The sequence below is a fragment of the Persicirhabdus sediminis genome, from assembly GCF_016595495.1.
In the GTDB taxonomy this organism is placed as follows: Bacteria; Verrucomicrobiota; Verrucomicrobiia; order Verrucomicrobiales; family Akkermansiaceae; genus Persicirhabdus; species Persicirhabdus sediminis.
Window position 1 is genome coordinate 156,799 of record NZ_JAENIM010000039.1, and the last position, 17,268, is coordinate 174,066.

Here is a 17,268-nt window from a genome sequence, read left to right on the forward strand (position 1 = left end):
TTGATAGGTGTGTTTGTCTAAAAAGACGTCGGGGCATTGCTGCCACCGACGTCTGTGAAAATTACTGGTTAGTTGTGATGTAGTTGAGTGCTACTTGTCGCTTTCCTCGTTAGGAAGCTCCTTGCGGCTCTCAAGTACTTTGTCAACGAGTCCGTATGCAGCAGCGGCTTCGCCTGACATATAGTTGTCACGATCGGCGTCTCTTTCAACTTCTTCTACTGTCTTACCAGTATGTTTTGAAAGGATGCCGTTGAGACGACTCTTGAGGTTGTACATAAACTCAACGGTACGCTCCACATCTGAAGCGGTACCTTGTGCCCCACCGGATACCTGATGGATCATCACATGTGAGTTTGGTAGGCAGAATCGCTTACCAGCTGTGCCTGCTGTGAGCAGTACAGCCCCCATGGATGCTGCGATGCCGATGCAGTAAGTATTCACATCACATGTGAGGAACTGCATGGTGTCGTAGATGGCTAAGCCAGCTGTGACTGAGCCGCCTGGGGAATTGATATAAATGTGGATGTCCTTCTTAGGATCTTGCATTTGCAAAAAGAGCAACTGCGCGATCACTGAGTTAGCAACGCCGTCATCAATACCTGTACCGATGAAGATAATACGGTCTTTTAGAAGACGCGAATAGATATCAAAGGCACGCTCACCGCGACCGTCTTGTTCGATGACGGTCGGGATGAAGTAACTATTAGATGGGCTGCTAGAGCCGGTGGGTGAGTTCGAATTATGCATCAGCTTCTGTGGTTACAACTTCAACGTCCTCTAGCTTTGCATTTTCAATGAGGAAGTCAATAGTCTTACCAACTAAGATGGAGTTGCGCAGGCTGTCAATGCGGCCTGACTGCTGCAGCTCTTTGATGTATGTTTTTACATTCTTTTTCTCCTGAGTAGCCATCTGGATGATGCGCTGAGTGAGCTCTTGGTCATCTACTTTGATGCCTTCTGCGCCAGCGATTTCTTGCAGGATGAAGTTGGTCTTCAGGTTGTTGCCAGCTTGGCTAGCAGCAGCTGTTTGAATTTCCTCTTCTTGAGCTGCGATTTGCTCTTCAGTAAGGCCGCTGCTTGCACCGCGTGCGCGCATGTCGTTAGCTGTGCTTTGCACTTCGAGGTCGAGCAGGTCTTGTGGTAGTTCAAGCTCGATGTTTTTGATGAGGTGCTCAACGACAGCGTTTACCTTAGCGTTTGAGATCTGCTCAGTTTTCTGAGAGGTGATGTGTCCCTTGATGAGGTCTTTGACGTCTTCGAGAGTTTTTTCTTCACCGAGGCCGAGTGTGTTTGCTGCGAACTCGTCGTCGATAACTGGAAGCTTTTGCTCCTTGGCTTCTTTGACTGTTACGTTGAAGGTAACTTCAACGCCGCGCAGGTCTTCCATTGGGAATTCTTCACCGATGGTGCACTTTACTTCTTTGGCGTCGTTCTTTTTCAGACCAACCAGCTGGCTGGCGAATCCTGGAAGGAACGCGTCGTCTTTGAGCATTACCCAGTAGTCATCGCGGCCTGCGAGGATGCCGGGGTCGTTGCCTGTTACTTCTTCGATTGACTTGCCGTCAATGCTTGAAGTGAAGTCGATCACAGCGATGTCGCCTTCAGCGAGGTCGCGGTCAACGTCATCGTATGACGCGTAGCGCTCAGCGAGGGCGTCGATTTCTTTCTGGATCTCTTCTTCTGTTGCTTCTGGATCCGCATTTGGGATCTCGATGCCTTTGTATTCGCAAAGTTCGATTTCTGGAGCAAGGATGATGTCCATGCTGAAGCTCAGTGCTCCGTCGTCGGAGAAGCTGAGTGATTCAGGTTTTTTGAAATTAAGTACTTTAAGTGACTCGTTTTGCTTGAGTGCTTCTGAGCAGGCTTCGTTCACGAGGCGTTGCTCGAGTTCTTCAGAGATGCCGTCTGCGAAGCGCTTCTCAACAACAGCGAGAGGCGTTTTGCCAGGGCGGAAACCTGGGATCTTTGCCTGCTTCGCAAAACCTTTAACGATGGCTTTGCGCTCGTTGTTGACTTTGTCTGCAGGAATTTCTGCACGCATGGTTGCGGTGCACTTAGCTTGCTTCTCAACGGTAATATTCATGATTTTCTGAAAAGGAAATGGCTTGGGCGCGGGAAACTAGGTATAACTAAGCACTTCGTCAAGGAGATCATTTGATCTGACGTAGGTCTTTGATTTGGCCTTGCTTAGCCCATTACATCTGTGGCGTTTCATTTGGTGGAAAAGTAGGCTCGCCAGGAGTCGAACCTGGATCTGCGGCTTCGGAAACCGCCATTCTATCCATTGAAATACGAGCCCTTTTCACCGGATGACGCGGGCGGATAGTTAAAGTTTCTCTGTTGAGACGTCAAGAAGTGAGTGGATAAATGATCATTTTTTATTCTATCTGATCAGCGGGTCGTATTTTTCATTCGTGCTTACGCGTCGTATAATAGTTTGCGCATACTGTTGGGCTTGTAGATTCATGGGTGGGGGGCGGTTGTGTGAATGGTTACTAAGTTAGGTTGTTTTACTTGGTTTATATTGTGTTATGAATACTGAATTGATTAAGTATTGTTTTTGTTAAGCTCTCTAGCTGAAGTGTTAACTTGTGACCGTTTGTGGTAGAAAATTGCGTAAATTTAATGTCAGTTTTGAGATCAGGTTCAGCAGTTATGATAGGTGTAGCGTTTTAGTGGTTTTTTTCTGAATTTCCTCCTTTACTAGATAGGCCCGCTTGTGGGTAATGCTTTGCGACATAGCTTGGAAATCAAGCTGTACTCTTTTAACCTACCTATGAAAGATATGATGAACTCACTGACTCGCTATACATCCAAAACTATTCTCGCCACTGCAGGTGTAATGGTCACTGCCACAGGCTCACTCTTTGCGCAAGATGCAGCCCCCCAGTCAAAAAACTATCTTCAACAGTATGTTACTGATGGTGGTTGGACAATGATCCTTATCGGTGCACTGGTGTTAGCATTAGTTGCTCTCAGTGTGTTTAACTTCATGAACTTGAGCAAAAACAAGTTCTGTCCAGATGATCTTAAAGCTGCGCTCATGGATCACATGGCTAACTGCCGCATCCGTTCAGCTATTGAACTCGCAGCTTCACACCCAAGCTACCTCGGCCGCATGATGGCATACGCGCTTCCTAACGTTGACGCTCGCCGCATCGAAGATCTTGGCCGTGATTACGTTGAAGATGCGATTGCTGATTTCTCAATCAACGAGAACCGCAAGAACATGACTCTGATCAACTACATCTCACTGGTTGCACAGGTTGCTCCAATGATGGGTCTCTTCGGTACCGTTCTTGGTATGGTGTCAGCGTTCGCCACACTCGCGTCTGGTGACGGATCAACTGACCCAGGTGCACTTGCGGGTGATATCTCCGTTGCGCTTTTGACTACTCTGTGGGGTCTGATTACTGCGATTCCATCAGTAACTATGTACTTCGTATTCAAGAACAAACTCAACAACCTTGTTGCTGAGTGTCACCACACAGCTGAAGAGCTTCTCAATGCTTCTATCCAGACTGTTAACGGTGAAGCACATCTTGCTAAGATTCCAGAAGGTATCGCAGTTTAATTAAGTAGGGAGTGATAATGAGCCTGTTGAATGATGATTCATCAGGCTTTCTATCCACTCGTAAAGCTAACGAATTGCTAAATCTATGGCATCTAAAAAATTAAAACGAGCTGCAGCGAATGCTGAAGAAGAGCTGAAGGTGGACATGTCACCGATGATTGACATGGTTTTCCTCCTGTTGATTTTCTTCATTGTTGCTTCAACAGTGGTGATTGTTAAGCAGGATCAAAATGTTGATCCACCAGTTGCTAAGAACTCAATCAAACAGGAAGACGGGCGTGGCCGTATTGTGATCAACGTCTATGAAGATGGTACTTTGAGAACTGAAAACGGTTTAGACCTCGCTTCCGAGAGTGATATTACCGAGTTTGTTAAAGAGCAAAAAGCTCTGCACGAAGCTAACGGAACAGTTGCTTTCATCCACCTTCGTGGTGATAAGCGTACCGCTTTCAAACACGTGCGCCGCGTGATGCGCGCTTCTGCTCAGGCTGGAGTCAAGGACGTCAACTTCTCAGTAATGGGATTCGAAATTAACAAATAATCAATCAGATATAGAATATGGCTAGAAAGAAAAATGCTGAAGTACCTGAAGATGATGAACCAGGTTTGGATATTTCGTCTCTGATTGACGTTACCTTCCTCTTGTTGATTTATTTCTTGGTAACTACTACCATTCAGCCACGTGAACAGGATTTGAAGATGGCTCTGCCAGCTGCAGCTCCTAGTGATTCACAGCCAGTATTGGCGCCAATGTTGATCTCAGTTGATCGCGCAGGTATGGTATCTGTTGGTGCAGGCAGTGGTCGTGAACCTCTTGACGCTGATGTTGAGAATCATGATCTCCCTAGACTTTCAGAGCGTCTGTCTACATACGTAACCATGGCAAAAGCCGGTGGCCAAGAGCCAGTCGTGCAGATCTTTGTTGATGGTGAGGCTATTGAGCAGCGCGTTATCGACGTACTGAATGCGCTTGCTGGTGCATCAGTCAAATCAGTGACTTTCACTGATGTAATTGACTAAATTATTTTCACGATCTATCCCAGATGACTAAGATATTCTGGGGTAGATCGTTTTATTTTTAAGAGGTTGCCTGAGTAGGGGCCTCATAACTACTGCATGTGTTGAGTAGTTAGCTTCGGCCAGGTGGCCAGCAAATTTTTAAAAACACGGATTAACCCACTTATTATACGATGCGAAAAGAACTGTCTAAGCATTTATTATCAGGAATTATTTGTTCGACGACTCTGTTGATGAGTCCTGTCGCTCTCGGTCAAGGAATTGACGCGGAAATGACAAATTCATACACGGCCATGCAGAATCAAGAGTGGGAGAAAGCCCTCTCATTACTGCAGTCCATTCATGACAACGTTGGCGAGCGTGCCTTCAAACTTTATGGCCCGCGATTTGGTACCGTTTATTTCCGCAAAGCTTATTGTGAGCTGAAGGTTGCTCAACAAGCCGCGCGTGCTGGAGATGCTGATCGTGCTGCTGAGTATTACGAAAAAGCCGCCGAATCAGCCAAGACTTGTTATACCGTTTACAAAAACGACAAAGTACAAGCTAAGGACAAAAATGATGGCGTTAACATGTTTGAGAAGCGCACCATCCACATGCATGGTGAAGCTCAGCAAGGTTTAGGAAACTACCAAGAAGCGCTGAATTTATACGACCAGTACCTGCGTGAGCGTGATAAAGATAGAGATAAGCTTTATCCAACACCGGGTGTATTTGCCCTTAACCGCGCGTACTGTTGTTTCTCATTAGAGGAGCCACAGCTAGAAAAAGGCATTGAGTTCTTTGAATCCGCACTGGTTAACAAAGAAGCATGGCGTTCAGCTAATCCATTCATCATGCGCACATTCCAAGTTTTCACTGCTGCTGTAGTGAAAAGCAAGAATGAGCAGGCAATGGTAGACTTCCTAACTAAGAACCGTAAGTACATCCTCCTCGATCCATACGAAATGTATGAATTTGTTCCTGTATTCTTGCAGTCTGGAGCAGGTCTGTTGGAAGCCAACATGTACCGCGGCGCTTACGAGTGTTATTCCTTTATTCCTGAATCAAAGGTTGTGGTAGAAGATCTTAATGCTCGTTTGGCCAGCCTTGCTGGTACTCCTGGCATCAGAGATGGTCGCAAGACAATCACAGCTGACGAGATAAATAAAACTCTCAGTCGCGTTGAAGAAAAGATCGCCTCTGGTGACCCAGTGGATACCGCTGTACTAAATGCCCTCTTGTTCTTGCACGATAAAGCCAAGAATACACGTGGTGTATACGCGATCCTCCAACAGCTTGAGAGTTTCTATAGTAATAGCGCAAAGCGTGAAGATAACTTGTTCAACCTCACTCGTGTTAGCGCCGTGCTCGGCCAGCATATGGAGACTGAGAAGTTTGGTTCACGTTTCCTAGCAGCTTACCCAGATAGCGATCATTGTGAGACCGTGCGTGGTCTGATGGTGACCAGTCTTTTCTACGGTGGTGAATACGATAAGAGCTTGGAAGTTTCCCAGCGTCTTCTCGACAGCGGCAATGTTCCGGAAGGATCTGAGCAGCACGATACCGTATTGCACGTGTTAGGTGGTAGTCACTACTACCTTGGCCACTTCGACGAAGCTCAACCGCTCCTAGATGAGCATGTTGCTAAGTACCCTGAAAGCCAGTTTGCTCAGAGTGCTATGTACTTCCAAGCATCTAACCTAACTAGACTGCAAGAGTGGGCAACAGCGGCTAAGAAATTGGATGCATTCCTTGAGAAATATCCAAAGCCAGCTGAGAACATCTACACACCATTTGCTCTGTTTGATAGAGCGAACTGCCACTACACAGAAGAGGAATACGCTCCTGCTCTCGTATGCCTCAACCGCATCGAGAAAGAATTCAATGGTGCACCAGTGATTGAGATGGTCTTCAACTTGAAGGCTAACATTCTTGAGTTTGGTAAAGAGTACAGCGAAGCCGAGAAGTACTACAAAATGGCTCTCGAGCGTGCTGAAGCCCGTGATAACCGTATGGTTGCTGGTGAAGCTCTGAACTTCCTTATTGGCCTGTTGGGCATGGAGAAAATCGACAAAGAGGACAATCCACGCATCAAAGAGGCAATTCCTTATTACGATAAGTTCATGACTAAATACAGCGATTCACCATTCAAGCCTCAGGCTGTGGTATTTGCTTATCCTGCTATGAAGCTTGTTGGACGCGCAGACGAGTCACTCGAACATCTGCAAAATGTGATCACTGAGTTAGCTAACCGTGAAGGCGCTCCATTCCTCGAGGAAAGTATCAATGCTTACACAGATAACTTCCAAGATAACGGTGGTGACCCAGAGAAACTTAAGGACCTCTACTATGACTTCCCAGGTGTTCGCCCGGATAACGTACGTGCACGAGCTCTGCTTCGTGTTGCTGTTATTGGTGTTTACGATGAACTCATTAAGAGTGTGTCTGGTGAAAATGGTAATAAAGCTCTGGAGGATAAATACCGTTCACAGGTTCGAGCCTTGTTCCGTAACCTGCGTCAGGAATTTGACCCAGCTAAGCTTGATAACCTCGTTCTGTTAACTCTCGGTGACTACCTTCGTGAGAAAACTCAAGACCGTCGTGAGTCCGTTGTTTATTACGAGCAGATTCTCAAAGGGAAAAATAACTTCGGCCAAGACCGTGCGATGTTCGGTATTGCTGATGTTCTATCAGACTCTGATCAAAAAGGCGACCTCACAAAGGCCCTGGAAATGCTCAAAAAAGTTAAAGAGCGCACCAGAGATGACCGTGAGCAGCAAGAGAAAGCGATTTATCGCATGATCACAGTTAACAGCAAGCTTGGTAACTGGAGTGATGTTAATGCGCTGGCTCGTGAGTACCTCGACGACCGTCACACCAAGAACGCAGCTCTTGTTGGATTCAACTTCGCTGAATCTTACGATAAGCTAGGTAAGCGTGAAGATGCTATTTTCAACTACGGTTCTGTTATTGGTGGAAACACCGGTTACATCCTTATTTCAGCACCATCAATGAAGCGCCTCATGGAGCTTACTTGGCAGCGAAACAAAGCTGTTGGTGATGAACTCAAGGGAGCTAATGGCTCAGTTAAGCTGACAAAATCTGACCGTCAGTCTGCATACGACGCTGGTGAAGGCTACATTAGTTCCACTCGCCGCATCATTGAGGAAAATGACAAGATCACCGACAAGGAGATTGCTCTTTGGAGAAAAGTCGAAGACCTCGTTAAGCAGTACGAAAACAGTGGTGAGATCAAAACCAAAAAAGAGCAGGACGAAGAAAAGAACAGACGCTAACCAATAGTGGTAACCAATAATTAGAGAAAAGATATGAAGATTTTAAAATCAACCATCGCGATTCATCTATTGGCTGCTTCCTTTTTGGGAGCTGCTGAACCCGCAGCTGAGCCTGCTGCTGCTGTGATCTTGAAGACCGATAAGACACGCGAAAATGTCTATGTCTACAACGTAGATGATAAAGGTGTTAAGTATAAGAATAACAAGGCGGCTATCGATACAAAAAATATGCGCAAGAGTGAAATCAAGCGTGTCTATTTCATCGAGCCATCTGAGTTTAAACAAGGGATGTTAGCATTCCGCGGTCGCCGCTACAAAGAAGCCATGGAGTTTTTTGATAAAGTGGTCGCTGAGAACGCAAGAACTTATACATTGACTGGTAATTACAGTACTCTAGCCAATTTCTACAAGTTGGAGTGTCTACGTAAGACTGAGCAGTACGAGCAAATGGAAAAGGAGCAGAAGGCCGCTATCTTTGATGCGCTGGAGCGTCCAAGCATGAAGACTCAGCTTGATCTCAACGTGCTTTGGCAGGCTACTCGCCATGAAGACTGGACTCGTCTAATGACATTGGTAAAACAATGGGATGGGCGTGACGGTCTTGATGCAAATCATCTTGCTCAGCTAGCATTCCTGCGCGGACTTGCTCATGAGAATCTAGGTAATACTGAAGGTGCGCTGAACGGTTATAACTACGCAATGACTGCCGATTACGGTTCATCATACGAGCTAGTTGTCGCCTCATTCAACCGTGCGCTTAGTGTTTATTGGAATGATCCAGACGTGCAAGTTGCCGTGAAAAACTGGGGCACTGCAGATGAAAACAAGGACACTCGCGGATACCTGCGTTTGCTAGAAGGTAACCGACTAGCTCACTTGTTTGAAATGACCATCGCTGCTAGTGGCGAAGGCCTCAGCGAAGAGAACAAGAACTTCTTCAAATATAAAGATCCTAACGCACAAGATTAATGTGTGATTAGATCATAAATTTAAAGCCCGCTTGAGCAATCAAGCGGGCTTTTTTTTATTAAACCAAAATCGATCTGAGATGGTCGGCGATGAGTTTGTCCTGCGCTGGGAAAATAGTACCTAAGTGGATGTGATAGGTGTCATCTTCAATGAAACCAACCAGTGCTGGTTTTTGTTTGCGCATCGCGTCAGCGATCTGGCTGGCGGTGGATTTGGCTGACTTAACGGCAATTCCAGCTGATGGGATTTTTGATTTTGGCATCGTTCCGCCGCCCGTGGTTGAATCAAGCTCTACAATATCTAGCTGGTTAGCAATTTCAGCTGGAAGGCAATCGATGATTGCTTGCGCGCGTATCTTCAAGTCAGCTGGTTTCTGTGAGATGAAATTGAGTACCGGAATGTCGCTGAGCTCTGGGTTTGCCTTGCTGTCTAGGTAGCTGTCGATAGATTCCTGCAGGACCGTTAGGATGAGCTTGTCGCAGCGAACTGCGCGGTAAAATGGATCGGATTTGATTCTAGCAACCATATCAGCATTGCCTGCAATAATTCCCGCTTGTGGACCACCTAGCAATTTGTCGCCGGAAAAGCACACGAGGTCGATTCCTTTGCGTAAGCATTCTTGGGCGCGAGGTTCGTGTTCGATAGGTGCAAGTTTTTCGGTGTCGAGCATGGCACCTGAACCGAGGTCTTCAACTAGGGGGATGCCTTTGGATTTTGCTAGGGCTGAAAGCTCTTCGGTATCGACTTCAGCAGTAAACCCATCGATGTAGAAATTTGATCGATGTACTTTGAGAATGATCGCGGTTTTTTCGGTGATCGCCTTGGCGTAATCTTTCAGGTGGGTTTTGTTGGTGGCTCCAACCTCTATCAGTTTTGCGCCAGAGGTTTCTAATATTTCTGGAATGCGGAACCCACCGCCAATCTCTACCAGTTCGCCGCGTGAAACTATGACTTCATTTTTATCAGCTGTCGTTAGTGTTCTCAGGATTAAAACTAGCGCGGCTGCGCAGTTGTTCACGGTGGTGGCTGACTCGGCTTCTAGCAAGCACGCTAGGGCGGTTTCTAGGTAGCTAGCACGTTTGCCTCGCTGGCCGTCGAGAAGGTTGAATTCTAGGTTGGAATAGCCCGTGGCAATTTGGTTGAGCGCGCCAGCGGCTCGGCTGCCTAATGGTGACCGTCCAAGGTTAGTATGAATCATCACACCCGTGGCATTGATTACTGGCTGCAGCCGTGACTGCGCGAAGATATCCAGCTGGCTACTTACATCAGCGGTGATTTCTTCTCGGGTGAATCTTTCGCCAGCGAGGATTTTTGCACGATAGTTAGCCAGCTGGGATTGCACAAAGTTAGTGATCAGCGCTTTGGGTAAGGGCTGTGACTTACTAAGTTGGTGGCTGAGTTTTTCAACCGCTGGAAGGTGACGTAGATCGCTAGCTGACATGATGATAGATTGTGCGGTAGATTCGGGGTAGGGCAACTTTGAATATGCAATTTTTGCGGAAAAATAGATTTGCGTATTGGCTTTGTTGACAGCTAGAGATCGGCCACACATAGTGCGCGTGTGAGCGATACAATGAAAGAAACACCCATCGCAGCTTTACATGAAGAGCTGGGAGGCAAGATGGTTCCCTTTGCGGGATGGAGAATGCCAGTGCAGTATTCTAGCATTATCAACGAGCATACTGCCGTGCGCGAACGTGTTGGCATTTTTGATATCTCTCACATGGGGCAGTTTTTCCTCAGCGGTCCAGGAGCGGCCAAGTGGCTCAACACTGTGCTGGCTAACGATGTTAATAAGTTGGGGTTGGGGGACGCTCAGTATACTTTTTTACTCAATCCATCTGGTGGCGTGATTGATGACCTAATCATCTATCGTCAGGGGGAAGATGAGATCTTTCTCGTGGTGAATGCTTCTATGATAGATGAAGACTTCGCCGCTCTATCAGCGCTGCTGCCAGCTGAGCTCACGCTGACTAATGAAAGTGCAGATTGGGCTGGTATGGCCATTCAAGGGCCCGAGTCCACTGCTATTCATGAGAAACTATTTCCGCAAGTTGAGCTGCCGACACGCAACCGCATTGTCATCTGGGAGCAAGATGGTGAGAAATTGATTATTTGCCGCACTGGTTATACCGGTGAAGATGGTTACGAATTTTTCTGTCCAGCTGGCTCTGGTTCAAAATGGTTTAAGGCCATTGTTGATGCCGGCGCTGAACCGTGTGGTCTGGGGGCGCGTGATAGCCTGCGCTTGGAAGTTTGTTATCCACTGAACGGCTCTGATCTAGCTGCTGATAAAACACCACTACAAGCTGGTCTCGGGTTTTTCTGTGCGCTGGATAAAGGTGATTTTGTTGGTCGCGACGCACTTGTCGCGCAGAAAGAAAATGGCCTTGGCGAGCGTCTTGTTGCCATCCAGTACACTGGCCGCGGAGCGCCACCACGTGCGCATTATCCAGTCTGTCTAGCTGGCGGCGAGCCTATCAGCGAGCTCTCTAGCGGAGTTCTATCACCATCTTTGAAGATCGGCATCGGCATGGCCTACCTGCCTGTCGAGCACGCCAAGATTGGCACGCAGCTTGAAATTGACGTACGAGGTCGTAGATTCCCAGCTGAGGTTGTGAAGAAACCATTTTATAAAAAAGGCTAAGCCTATCATTATTGACTAACTAACTTTTATACCATGAACGTTCCAGAAAATCTAAAATACTCAAATGACCACGAGTGGGTACTTGTGGAAGGTGATGTTGCCACTGTTGGCATTACTGATCACGCGCAGGAAGAGCTCACTGATGTGGTTTATGTCGAGCTTCCAGAAATTGGTCGCGAATGCGATGCTGCCGACCCAGTCGCTGTGGTCGAGTCAGTCAAAGCGGCGAGTGATATTTACACGCCCCTAGCTGGCGAAATCGTCGAAGGCAATGAAGCTCTTGAAGCTGACCCAGCGCTGGTCAATACCGACCCTTACGGTCAAGGTTGGATCTTTAAAATCAAGATGAAAGATCCTTCTCAGCTAGAAGACCTGATGGACGCCCAAGCCTACAGTGGTCTGCTCGGTTAAGCTCATTTGTTAGCTTGTATTAGCCCTCATTAGGCGCATCGATTGCAAGTCGATGCGCCTTTTATTTTCCTTGCTTGCTAGGGAAAACTGGGGGATTGCAATATCTCATTTCTCAGCCACATTACTTCCTTCTATGTCAGTTCACGCTAATTTTCTCAGCCGTCACGTAGGGTCCGTCGGCGATACTCGTCAATCCATGATTCAGTCGCTCGGATACGAGCGCATTGTTGATCTAATCGATGACGCAGTGCCATCCAACATCATGGGCATGGATGATCTCCAACTGCCTGATCCATTGACACAGGCGAAAGCGCTCGAGCAGTTGCGCGGCGTACTTTCGCAAAACAAAGTTCTCCATTCATACATTGGCCAAGGCTACAGCGGAACATTGGTGCCGCCAGTCATTCAGCGTAATATTTTTGAAAATCCAGGTTGGTACACTGCATACACGCCGTACCAGCCAGAGGTCTCACAGGGTCGTCTTGAGGCATTGTTAAATTTCCAGACCATGATCAGCGATCTCAGTGGGCTGGACATTGCTAACGCATCACTGCTAGATGAGGCGACTGCTTGTGCTGAGGCTATGGCATTGGCAAAAACTACCAAACCACGTGGGTCTGTTATTTTTGTTGATAGCAACTGTCATCCACAAAACATTGAAGTGGTTGAGACCCGCGCCGAGCCGCTCGGCATTGAGGTGCTGATAGGTGACTGGAAATCATTTGACCCAGCTAACTGTGAGGGACTTTTTGCCGCGCTGCTGCAGTACCCAAATACACAAGGGGCAGTTGAAGATTATGCCGATTTTTGTGATCGTGTTCACGCGCAAAAGGCGCAAGTGATCGTAGCTGCAGATATTCTCGCTCTCACCGTACTGCGTGCTCCGGGTGAGTTTGGCGCTGACATCTGCGTCGGTAACTCACAACGATTTGGTGTGCCGCTCGGTTTTGGTGGCCCTCACGCTGGTTTTATGGCTTGTTCTGATAAACTCAAGCGTAAGATGCCAGGGAGAATTGTTGGAGTCTCTATCGATGCCCATGGCAAACCAGCCTATCGCCTAGCCATGCAGACTCGTGAGCAACACATCCGCCGCGATAAAGCGACCTCTAATATCTGTACAGCACAGGTACTTCTCGCCGTGATGGCGTCGATGTATGCCGTGTGGCATGGGCCTGAAGGACTCAAGCGCATTGCTAACAATGTTAATTTTGCAGCGCGAATTATTTCTACTAGTTTGCAGAAAAATGGTTTCAAAGTCGTTCATGCTGAGTTCTTTGACTCAGTCATGGTTGAGGTTCCAGGGAAAGCAGCTGAGATTCTATCAGCTGGTGTGGAGCAAGGTGTGAACCTTCGCCAGCTAGATGAAAATCATATCATCATAGCTGCTGATGAAACCATGAGCTGTGAGCAGGGCATGCAGGTCTTGCGTGCATTTGGCATCGAAGATGCCGAGATTCCAGAGTTTGCTGATGTCACCTGGTCAGATGTTCACGCGCGTCAGTCCGACGTGCTGCAACAAGAAGTCTTCAACCGTTACCATTCTGAAACTGAGATGATGCGTTATATCGCTCGTCTTGAGAAACGCGACCTCGCGCTGAATGAAACCATGATCCCGCTAGGTTCATGCACCATGAAACTCAATGCTGCTGCCGAAATGATGCCGCTGGCGTGGCCTGAGGTGGCTAACCTGCATCCATTTGTGCCAGCTGATCAATCTATCGGATACCGGCAGATGCTTGACCAGTTAGCTGACTGGCTGGCTGAAGTGACTGGTTTTGCGGCTGTCTCGCTACAGCCAAATGCTGGTTCACAAGGTGAGTACGCTGGTTTGTTAGCGATTCGTAATTACCATCTATCCAATGACGATACTGATCGTGATGTTTGCCTGATCCCAACATCAGCTCACGGAACGAACCCAGCGAGCGCCGTAATGTGCGGTTTCAAGGTGGTTCCTGTTGCCTGTGATGATCAGGGCAATATCGATGTGGCCGATCTTACAGAAAAGTGTGAAAAGCATTCAGCTAAGTTAGGTGCGCTGATGGTAACTTATCCATCTACCCATGGTGTGTATGAATCTACCATCGTTGATATCTGTAAGCTGATTCACGACCACGGCGGTCAGGTCTATATGGATGGCGCTAACATGAATGCTCAGGTTGGCCTAACCAGCCCTGGCTTCATCGGCGCTGACGTCTGTCACCTCAACCTTCACAAAACCTTTGCTATCCCACACGGTGGTGGTGGCCCAGGTGTAGGTCCAATTGGCGTAGCTAAGCAGTTAGTTCCATTCTTGCCAGGTCACGCTGAGCTGGAAAACCAAGAGCTGGCGGTTTGTTCTGCACCATACGGCAGTGCGAGTGTGAATGTGATCTCATGGATGTACATCGCGATGTTAGGTGCTGAGGGACTTACTGAAGCTACTAAAATGGCGATCCTTAATGCCAACTACGTTGCCGCTAGACTGAAGGAATTCTATCCAATTCTCTACACCGGTAACAAAGGTCTGGTCGCTCACGAATGTATCATCGACCTGCGTCCGCTCACCGCTGAGAGTGGCATCACTGTGGAAGATGTAGCCAAGCGTCTAATGGATTACGGATACCACGCGCCTACTATGAGCTGGCCGGTAGCTGGAACCTTGATGATCGAGCCAACGGAATCTGAAAGCAAAGCTGAGTTAGATCGTTTCTGTGATGCTCTGATCTCTATCCATGCTGAAATCCAAGAGGTCGTTTCTGGTGCAGCTGACGAGACGAACAACGTTCTCAAAGGTGCGCCACACACTGCCGAGCAGGTGATCTCTGATAGCTGGGATCGCCCATACGGACGTGAAAAAGCTGCCTATCCATCAGAAATCCAGCGCCAGCACAAGTTCTGGCCAGCAGTCGGACGCATCGATAACGTCTACGGTGACCGCAACCTAGTCTGTTCATGTGTCGGCATGGAAGCATTTGCCGAATCTGAGTAATCTATCAAGTTGCTAGAATTTCCAGCTGGGCCAGCGTCATCGCTGGCCCAGCTTTTTTATGCTGAATAGACGATAGAAGTGTCTAATCATTGATTTGTTAGGTTGGGTCTTGTTATCCATTGTTGGGTGCGTTATTGAATTGACCAATGAAATCATCAAACTTGTTTGTGAAGCGGCTGAAATCTGTGGTTCTATCAGTCACTGTAGCTAGCCCCATGTTGGCCCTGGCTGAGGCGCCAAAGCTGAAAACTTGGCAGGGGAATCCAGCTTCTCTGGCTAGCGTAGGCGGCATATTAAACATTCAAGAGCTCGGCGGTAAATTCACCACGGATAAGCCGTACTCGAGTGTAACTCTACGAGCAGCATTTTTCAAAAATGGTGAGTTAGATAAGCAGAGCTCAATCGCCTGTGGAGTTAGGAGCAAGCAGAACCGTTTTGATTTTGGTGAAGTGGCTGTGAAAATTGCGGATTTAGACATCCTGCAGTTGCGCGGTGCTCCCGAAAATTCAATGAGATTCCATTACGCGGTGCAGATGGGAGACGAGGGCGTAGCGAGCGGGCTGAAAGATTTTCCCAAATCGGTATTCGATTGTTCTAAGGGGCTCAGTACCAGCCAGCAGCTTGATGGGAACCAACAATTTGAGAACATCATTTTTCACCTGACGGTATCAGATTCCGATACTTTAATTGAGTCTAGCAGTTTAGACGATCACTTGAAGTCTAATCCACAGTCTGAGCTTGTGATTTTCTATCTGACTTTCAAAGAATATTTTGTGATGCCTAGAGGCATTTGCCGAATCTGAGTAACCTATCAAGTTGCTAGAATTTTTAGCTGGGTCAGCGTCATTGCTGGCCCAGCTTTTTTTATGCCAGCTAGGTAAATGATTGTTTTGATTATCTGTCTGGCAGATTGCCTCTTGTTGTTCGGTTTTGGGCGCGTTATTTAATTATCTGATGAAATCATCAAACTTGTTTGTGAAGCGGCTGAAATCTGTAGTTCTATCAGCCATTGTGGCTAGCCCGATGTTGGTCTTAGCGGAAGCTCCTAAGCTAAAGACGTGGAAGAAGAATGATGTCGCCTTAGGTAGCTTGGCGACGGCATTGAAGATTCGTGATTACTCGGGGACTTTCACCTCTGATTCAGAATTCAGTAGCGTTAGGCTAAATGTAGCCTTTTTCAAGAATGGGGTGCTAGAAAAAAAACGCATGATCGGCTCAGCTGTATCGGCTAGTAGCAAAAAGTCTACCGAAGGCGAAATCGCAGTTCAGATCGTCGATTTGGACTATCTCAATATTAAAGATGCGCCATCGGACTCGATGAGGTTTCATATCAATTTGAGCTCTCTCGGTATGGGGAGTTCTGGGCAAGAAGATATTCCGAAGTCGGTATTCGACTGTACGAAATCTCTTAGCACCTCCAGTAGGCCTGACGACTCGTATTATAAAGGCGTCGACGGCATCGGTAATATTTTGTTTTACCTCATGAGCTCCAAAACAGGTGCATCAAAAGGGGCTAATAATTTGGAGGAATTACTTAAATCAAATCCGCATTCTGACATCGCGGTTGTTTATCTGACTTTTGAAGAATAACACTGTGCTAGATCTAGTTAGATAGAGGTGTCTATCAAAGTGCTAGAATTTTCAGCTGGGTCAGCGTCATTGCTGGCCCAGCTTTTTTTATGCCAGCTAGGTAAATGATTGTTTTGATTATCTGTCTGGCAGATTACCTCTTGTTGTCCTGTTTTGGGCGCGTTATTTAATTATCTAATGAAATCATCAAACTTGTTTGTGAAGCGGCTAAAATCTGTGGTTCTATCAGTTATTGTAGCTAGCCCGGTGTTGGCCTTAGCGGAAGCTCCTAAGCTAAAGACATGGAAGAAGAATGATGTCGCCTTTGGTAGCTTGGCGACGGCATTGAAGATTCGTGATTACTCGGGGACTTTCACTTCTGATTCAGAATTCAGTAGCGTTAGTCTGAATGTGGCCTTTTTCAAGAATGGAGTGCTAGCAAAAAACCGCACGATCGGCTCAGCTGTTTCGGATAGAAGCCAAAAGTCTAGCGAAGGCGAAATCGCAGTTCAGATCGTCGATTTGGACTATCTCAATATTAAAGAATCGCCATCGGACACGATGAGGTTTCATATCAGCTTGAGCTCTCTCGGTATGTGGGCTTCAGGGCAAAGAGATATTCCGAAGTCGGTATTCGACTGTACGGAATCTCTTTGCTCATCCGGCAGGCCTGACGGCTCGTATAAAGGCGTCGACGGCATCGGTAATATTTTGTTTTACCTCATGAGCTCCAAAACAGACTCATCAAAAGGGGCTAATAATTTGGAGGAATTACTTAAATTAAATCCGCATTCTGACATCGCGGTTGTTTATCTGACTTTTGAAGAGTAATACTGTG

14 protein-coding genes and 1 tRNA gene are annotated in these 17,268 nt (G+C 47.1%); 11 read left to right on the forward strand and 4 right to left on the reverse strand.

What is annotated here, in order from left to right; genetic code table 11:
* Positions 1-90: 90 nt before the first annotated feature.
* From JIN82_RS08225 to JIN82_RS08235, 3 genes are all read right to left on the reverse strand, one after another.
* The gene (locus JIN82_RS08225; RefSeq protein WP_200311149.1) at positions 91-747 is read right to left on the reverse strand and encodes an ATP-dependent Clp protease proteolytic subunit; all 657 of its coding nucleotides are present in this window, start codon (positions 745-747) and stop codon (positions 91-93) included.
* Entirely contained in the window at positions 740-2,083 is a 1,344-nt protein-coding gene (gene tig / locus JIN82_RS08230; protein ID WP_200311150.1) for a trigger factor, read from the reverse strand. Before tig ends, JIN82_RS08225 begins: the two co-directional genes overlap by 8 nt.
* 144 nt (positions 2,084-2,227) lie before the next feature.
* A tRNA-Arg gene (locus tag JIN82_RS08235) sits at positions 2,228-2,299 on the reverse strand.
* Between the two features lie 477 nt (positions 2,300-2,776).
* Here JIN82_RS08235 and JIN82_RS08240 point away from each other — a divergent pair.
* From JIN82_RS08240 to JIN82_RS08260, 5 genes are all read left to right on the forward strand, one after another.
* Complete coding sequence (locus JIN82_RS08240; protein WP_234041867.1) at positions 2,777-3,574, forward strand: MotA/TolQ/ExbB proton channel family protein; 798 nt, start codon at positions 2,777-2,779, stop codon at positions 3,572-3,574.
* A gap of 85 nt (positions 3,575-3,659) precedes the next feature.
* Positions 3,660-4,115: an ExbD/TolR family protein gene (locus JIN82_RS08245; RefSeq protein WP_200311151.1), complete on the forward strand. Its 456-nt coding sequence runs from the start codon at positions 3,660-3,662 to the stop codon at positions 4,113-4,115.
* A 17-nt stretch (positions 4,116-4,132) separates the two neighbouring features.
* The gene (locus JIN82_RS08250) at positions 4,133-4,594 is read left to right on the forward strand and encodes an ExbD/TolR family protein (protein WP_200311152.1); all 462 of its coding nucleotides are present in this window, start codon (positions 4,133-4,135) and stop codon (positions 4,592-4,594) included.
* A gap of 170 nt (positions 4,595-4,764) precedes the next feature.
* The gene (locus JIN82_RS08255) at positions 4,765-7,866 is read left to right on the forward strand and encodes a tetratricopeptide repeat protein (protein WP_234041868.1); all 3,102 of its coding nucleotides are present in this window, start codon (positions 4,765-4,767) and stop codon (positions 7,864-7,866) included.
* A gap of 33 nt (positions 7,867-7,899) precedes the next feature.
* On the forward strand, positions 7,900-8,835 hold the full coding sequence (locus tag JIN82_RS08260; protein ID WP_200311154.1) for a Mul1B family putative transporter subunit: 936 nt from the start codon (positions 7,900-7,902) through the stop codon (positions 8,833-8,835).
* A 58-nt stretch (positions 8,836-8,893) separates the two neighbouring features.
* Here JIN82_RS08260 and selA read toward each other — a convergent pair whose 3' ends face one another.
* Complete coding sequence (selA, locus tag JIN82_RS08265; protein WP_234041869.1) at positions 8,894-10,312, reverse strand: L-seryl-tRNA(Sec) selenium transferase; 1,419 nt, start codon at positions 10,310-10,312, stop codon at positions 8,894-8,896.
* A 96-nt stretch (positions 10,313-10,408) separates the two neighbouring features.
* On the opposite strand from selA, the gene gcvT reads away from it, so the two are divergent.
* From gcvT to JIN82_RS08295, 6 genes are all read left to right on the forward strand, one after another.
* The gene (gene gcvT, locus JIN82_RS08270) at positions 10,409-11,482 is read left to right on the forward strand and encodes a glycine cleavage system aminomethyltransferase GcvT (RefSeq protein ID WP_234041870.1); all 1,074 of its coding nucleotides are present in this window, start codon (positions 10,409-10,411) and stop codon (positions 11,480-11,482) included.
* 33 nt (positions 11,483-11,515) lie between these two features.
* Positions 11,516-11,893, forward strand: coding sequence for a glycine cleavage system protein GcvH (gcvH, locus tag JIN82_RS08275; RefSeq protein ID WP_200311157.1), 378 nt, complete (start codon positions 11,516-11,518; stop codon positions 11,891-11,893).
* Between the two features lie 133 nt (positions 11,894-12,026).
* Positions 12,027-14,861, forward strand: coding sequence for an aminomethyl-transferring glycine dehydrogenase (gcvP, locus tag JIN82_RS08280; protein WP_200311158.1), 2,835 nt, complete (start codon positions 12,027-12,029; stop codon positions 14,859-14,861).
* Between the two features lie 146 nt (positions 14,862-15,007).
* Positions 15,008-15,664 (forward strand): hypothetical protein, encoded by a 657-nt coding sequence (locus JIN82_RS08285; protein WP_200311159.1) that lies wholly within the window; start codon positions 15,008-15,010, stop codon positions 15,662-15,664.
* 151 nt (positions 15,665-15,815) lie between these two features.
* Positions 15,816-16,451, forward strand: a complete 636-nt coding sequence (locus tag JIN82_RS08290; protein WP_200311160.1) for a hypothetical protein — start codon at positions 15,816-15,818, stop codon at positions 16,449-16,451.
* A 177-nt stretch (positions 16,452-16,628) separates the two neighbouring features.
* Positions 16,629-17,261 carry a hypothetical protein gene (locus JIN82_RS08295; protein ID WP_200311161.1) on the forward strand — a complete coding sequence of 211 codons (633 nt, stop codon included), beginning with the start codon at positions 16,629-16,631 and terminating at the stop codon, positions 17,259-17,261.
* The last annotated feature ends 7 nt before the right edge of the window (positions 17,262-17,268 follow it).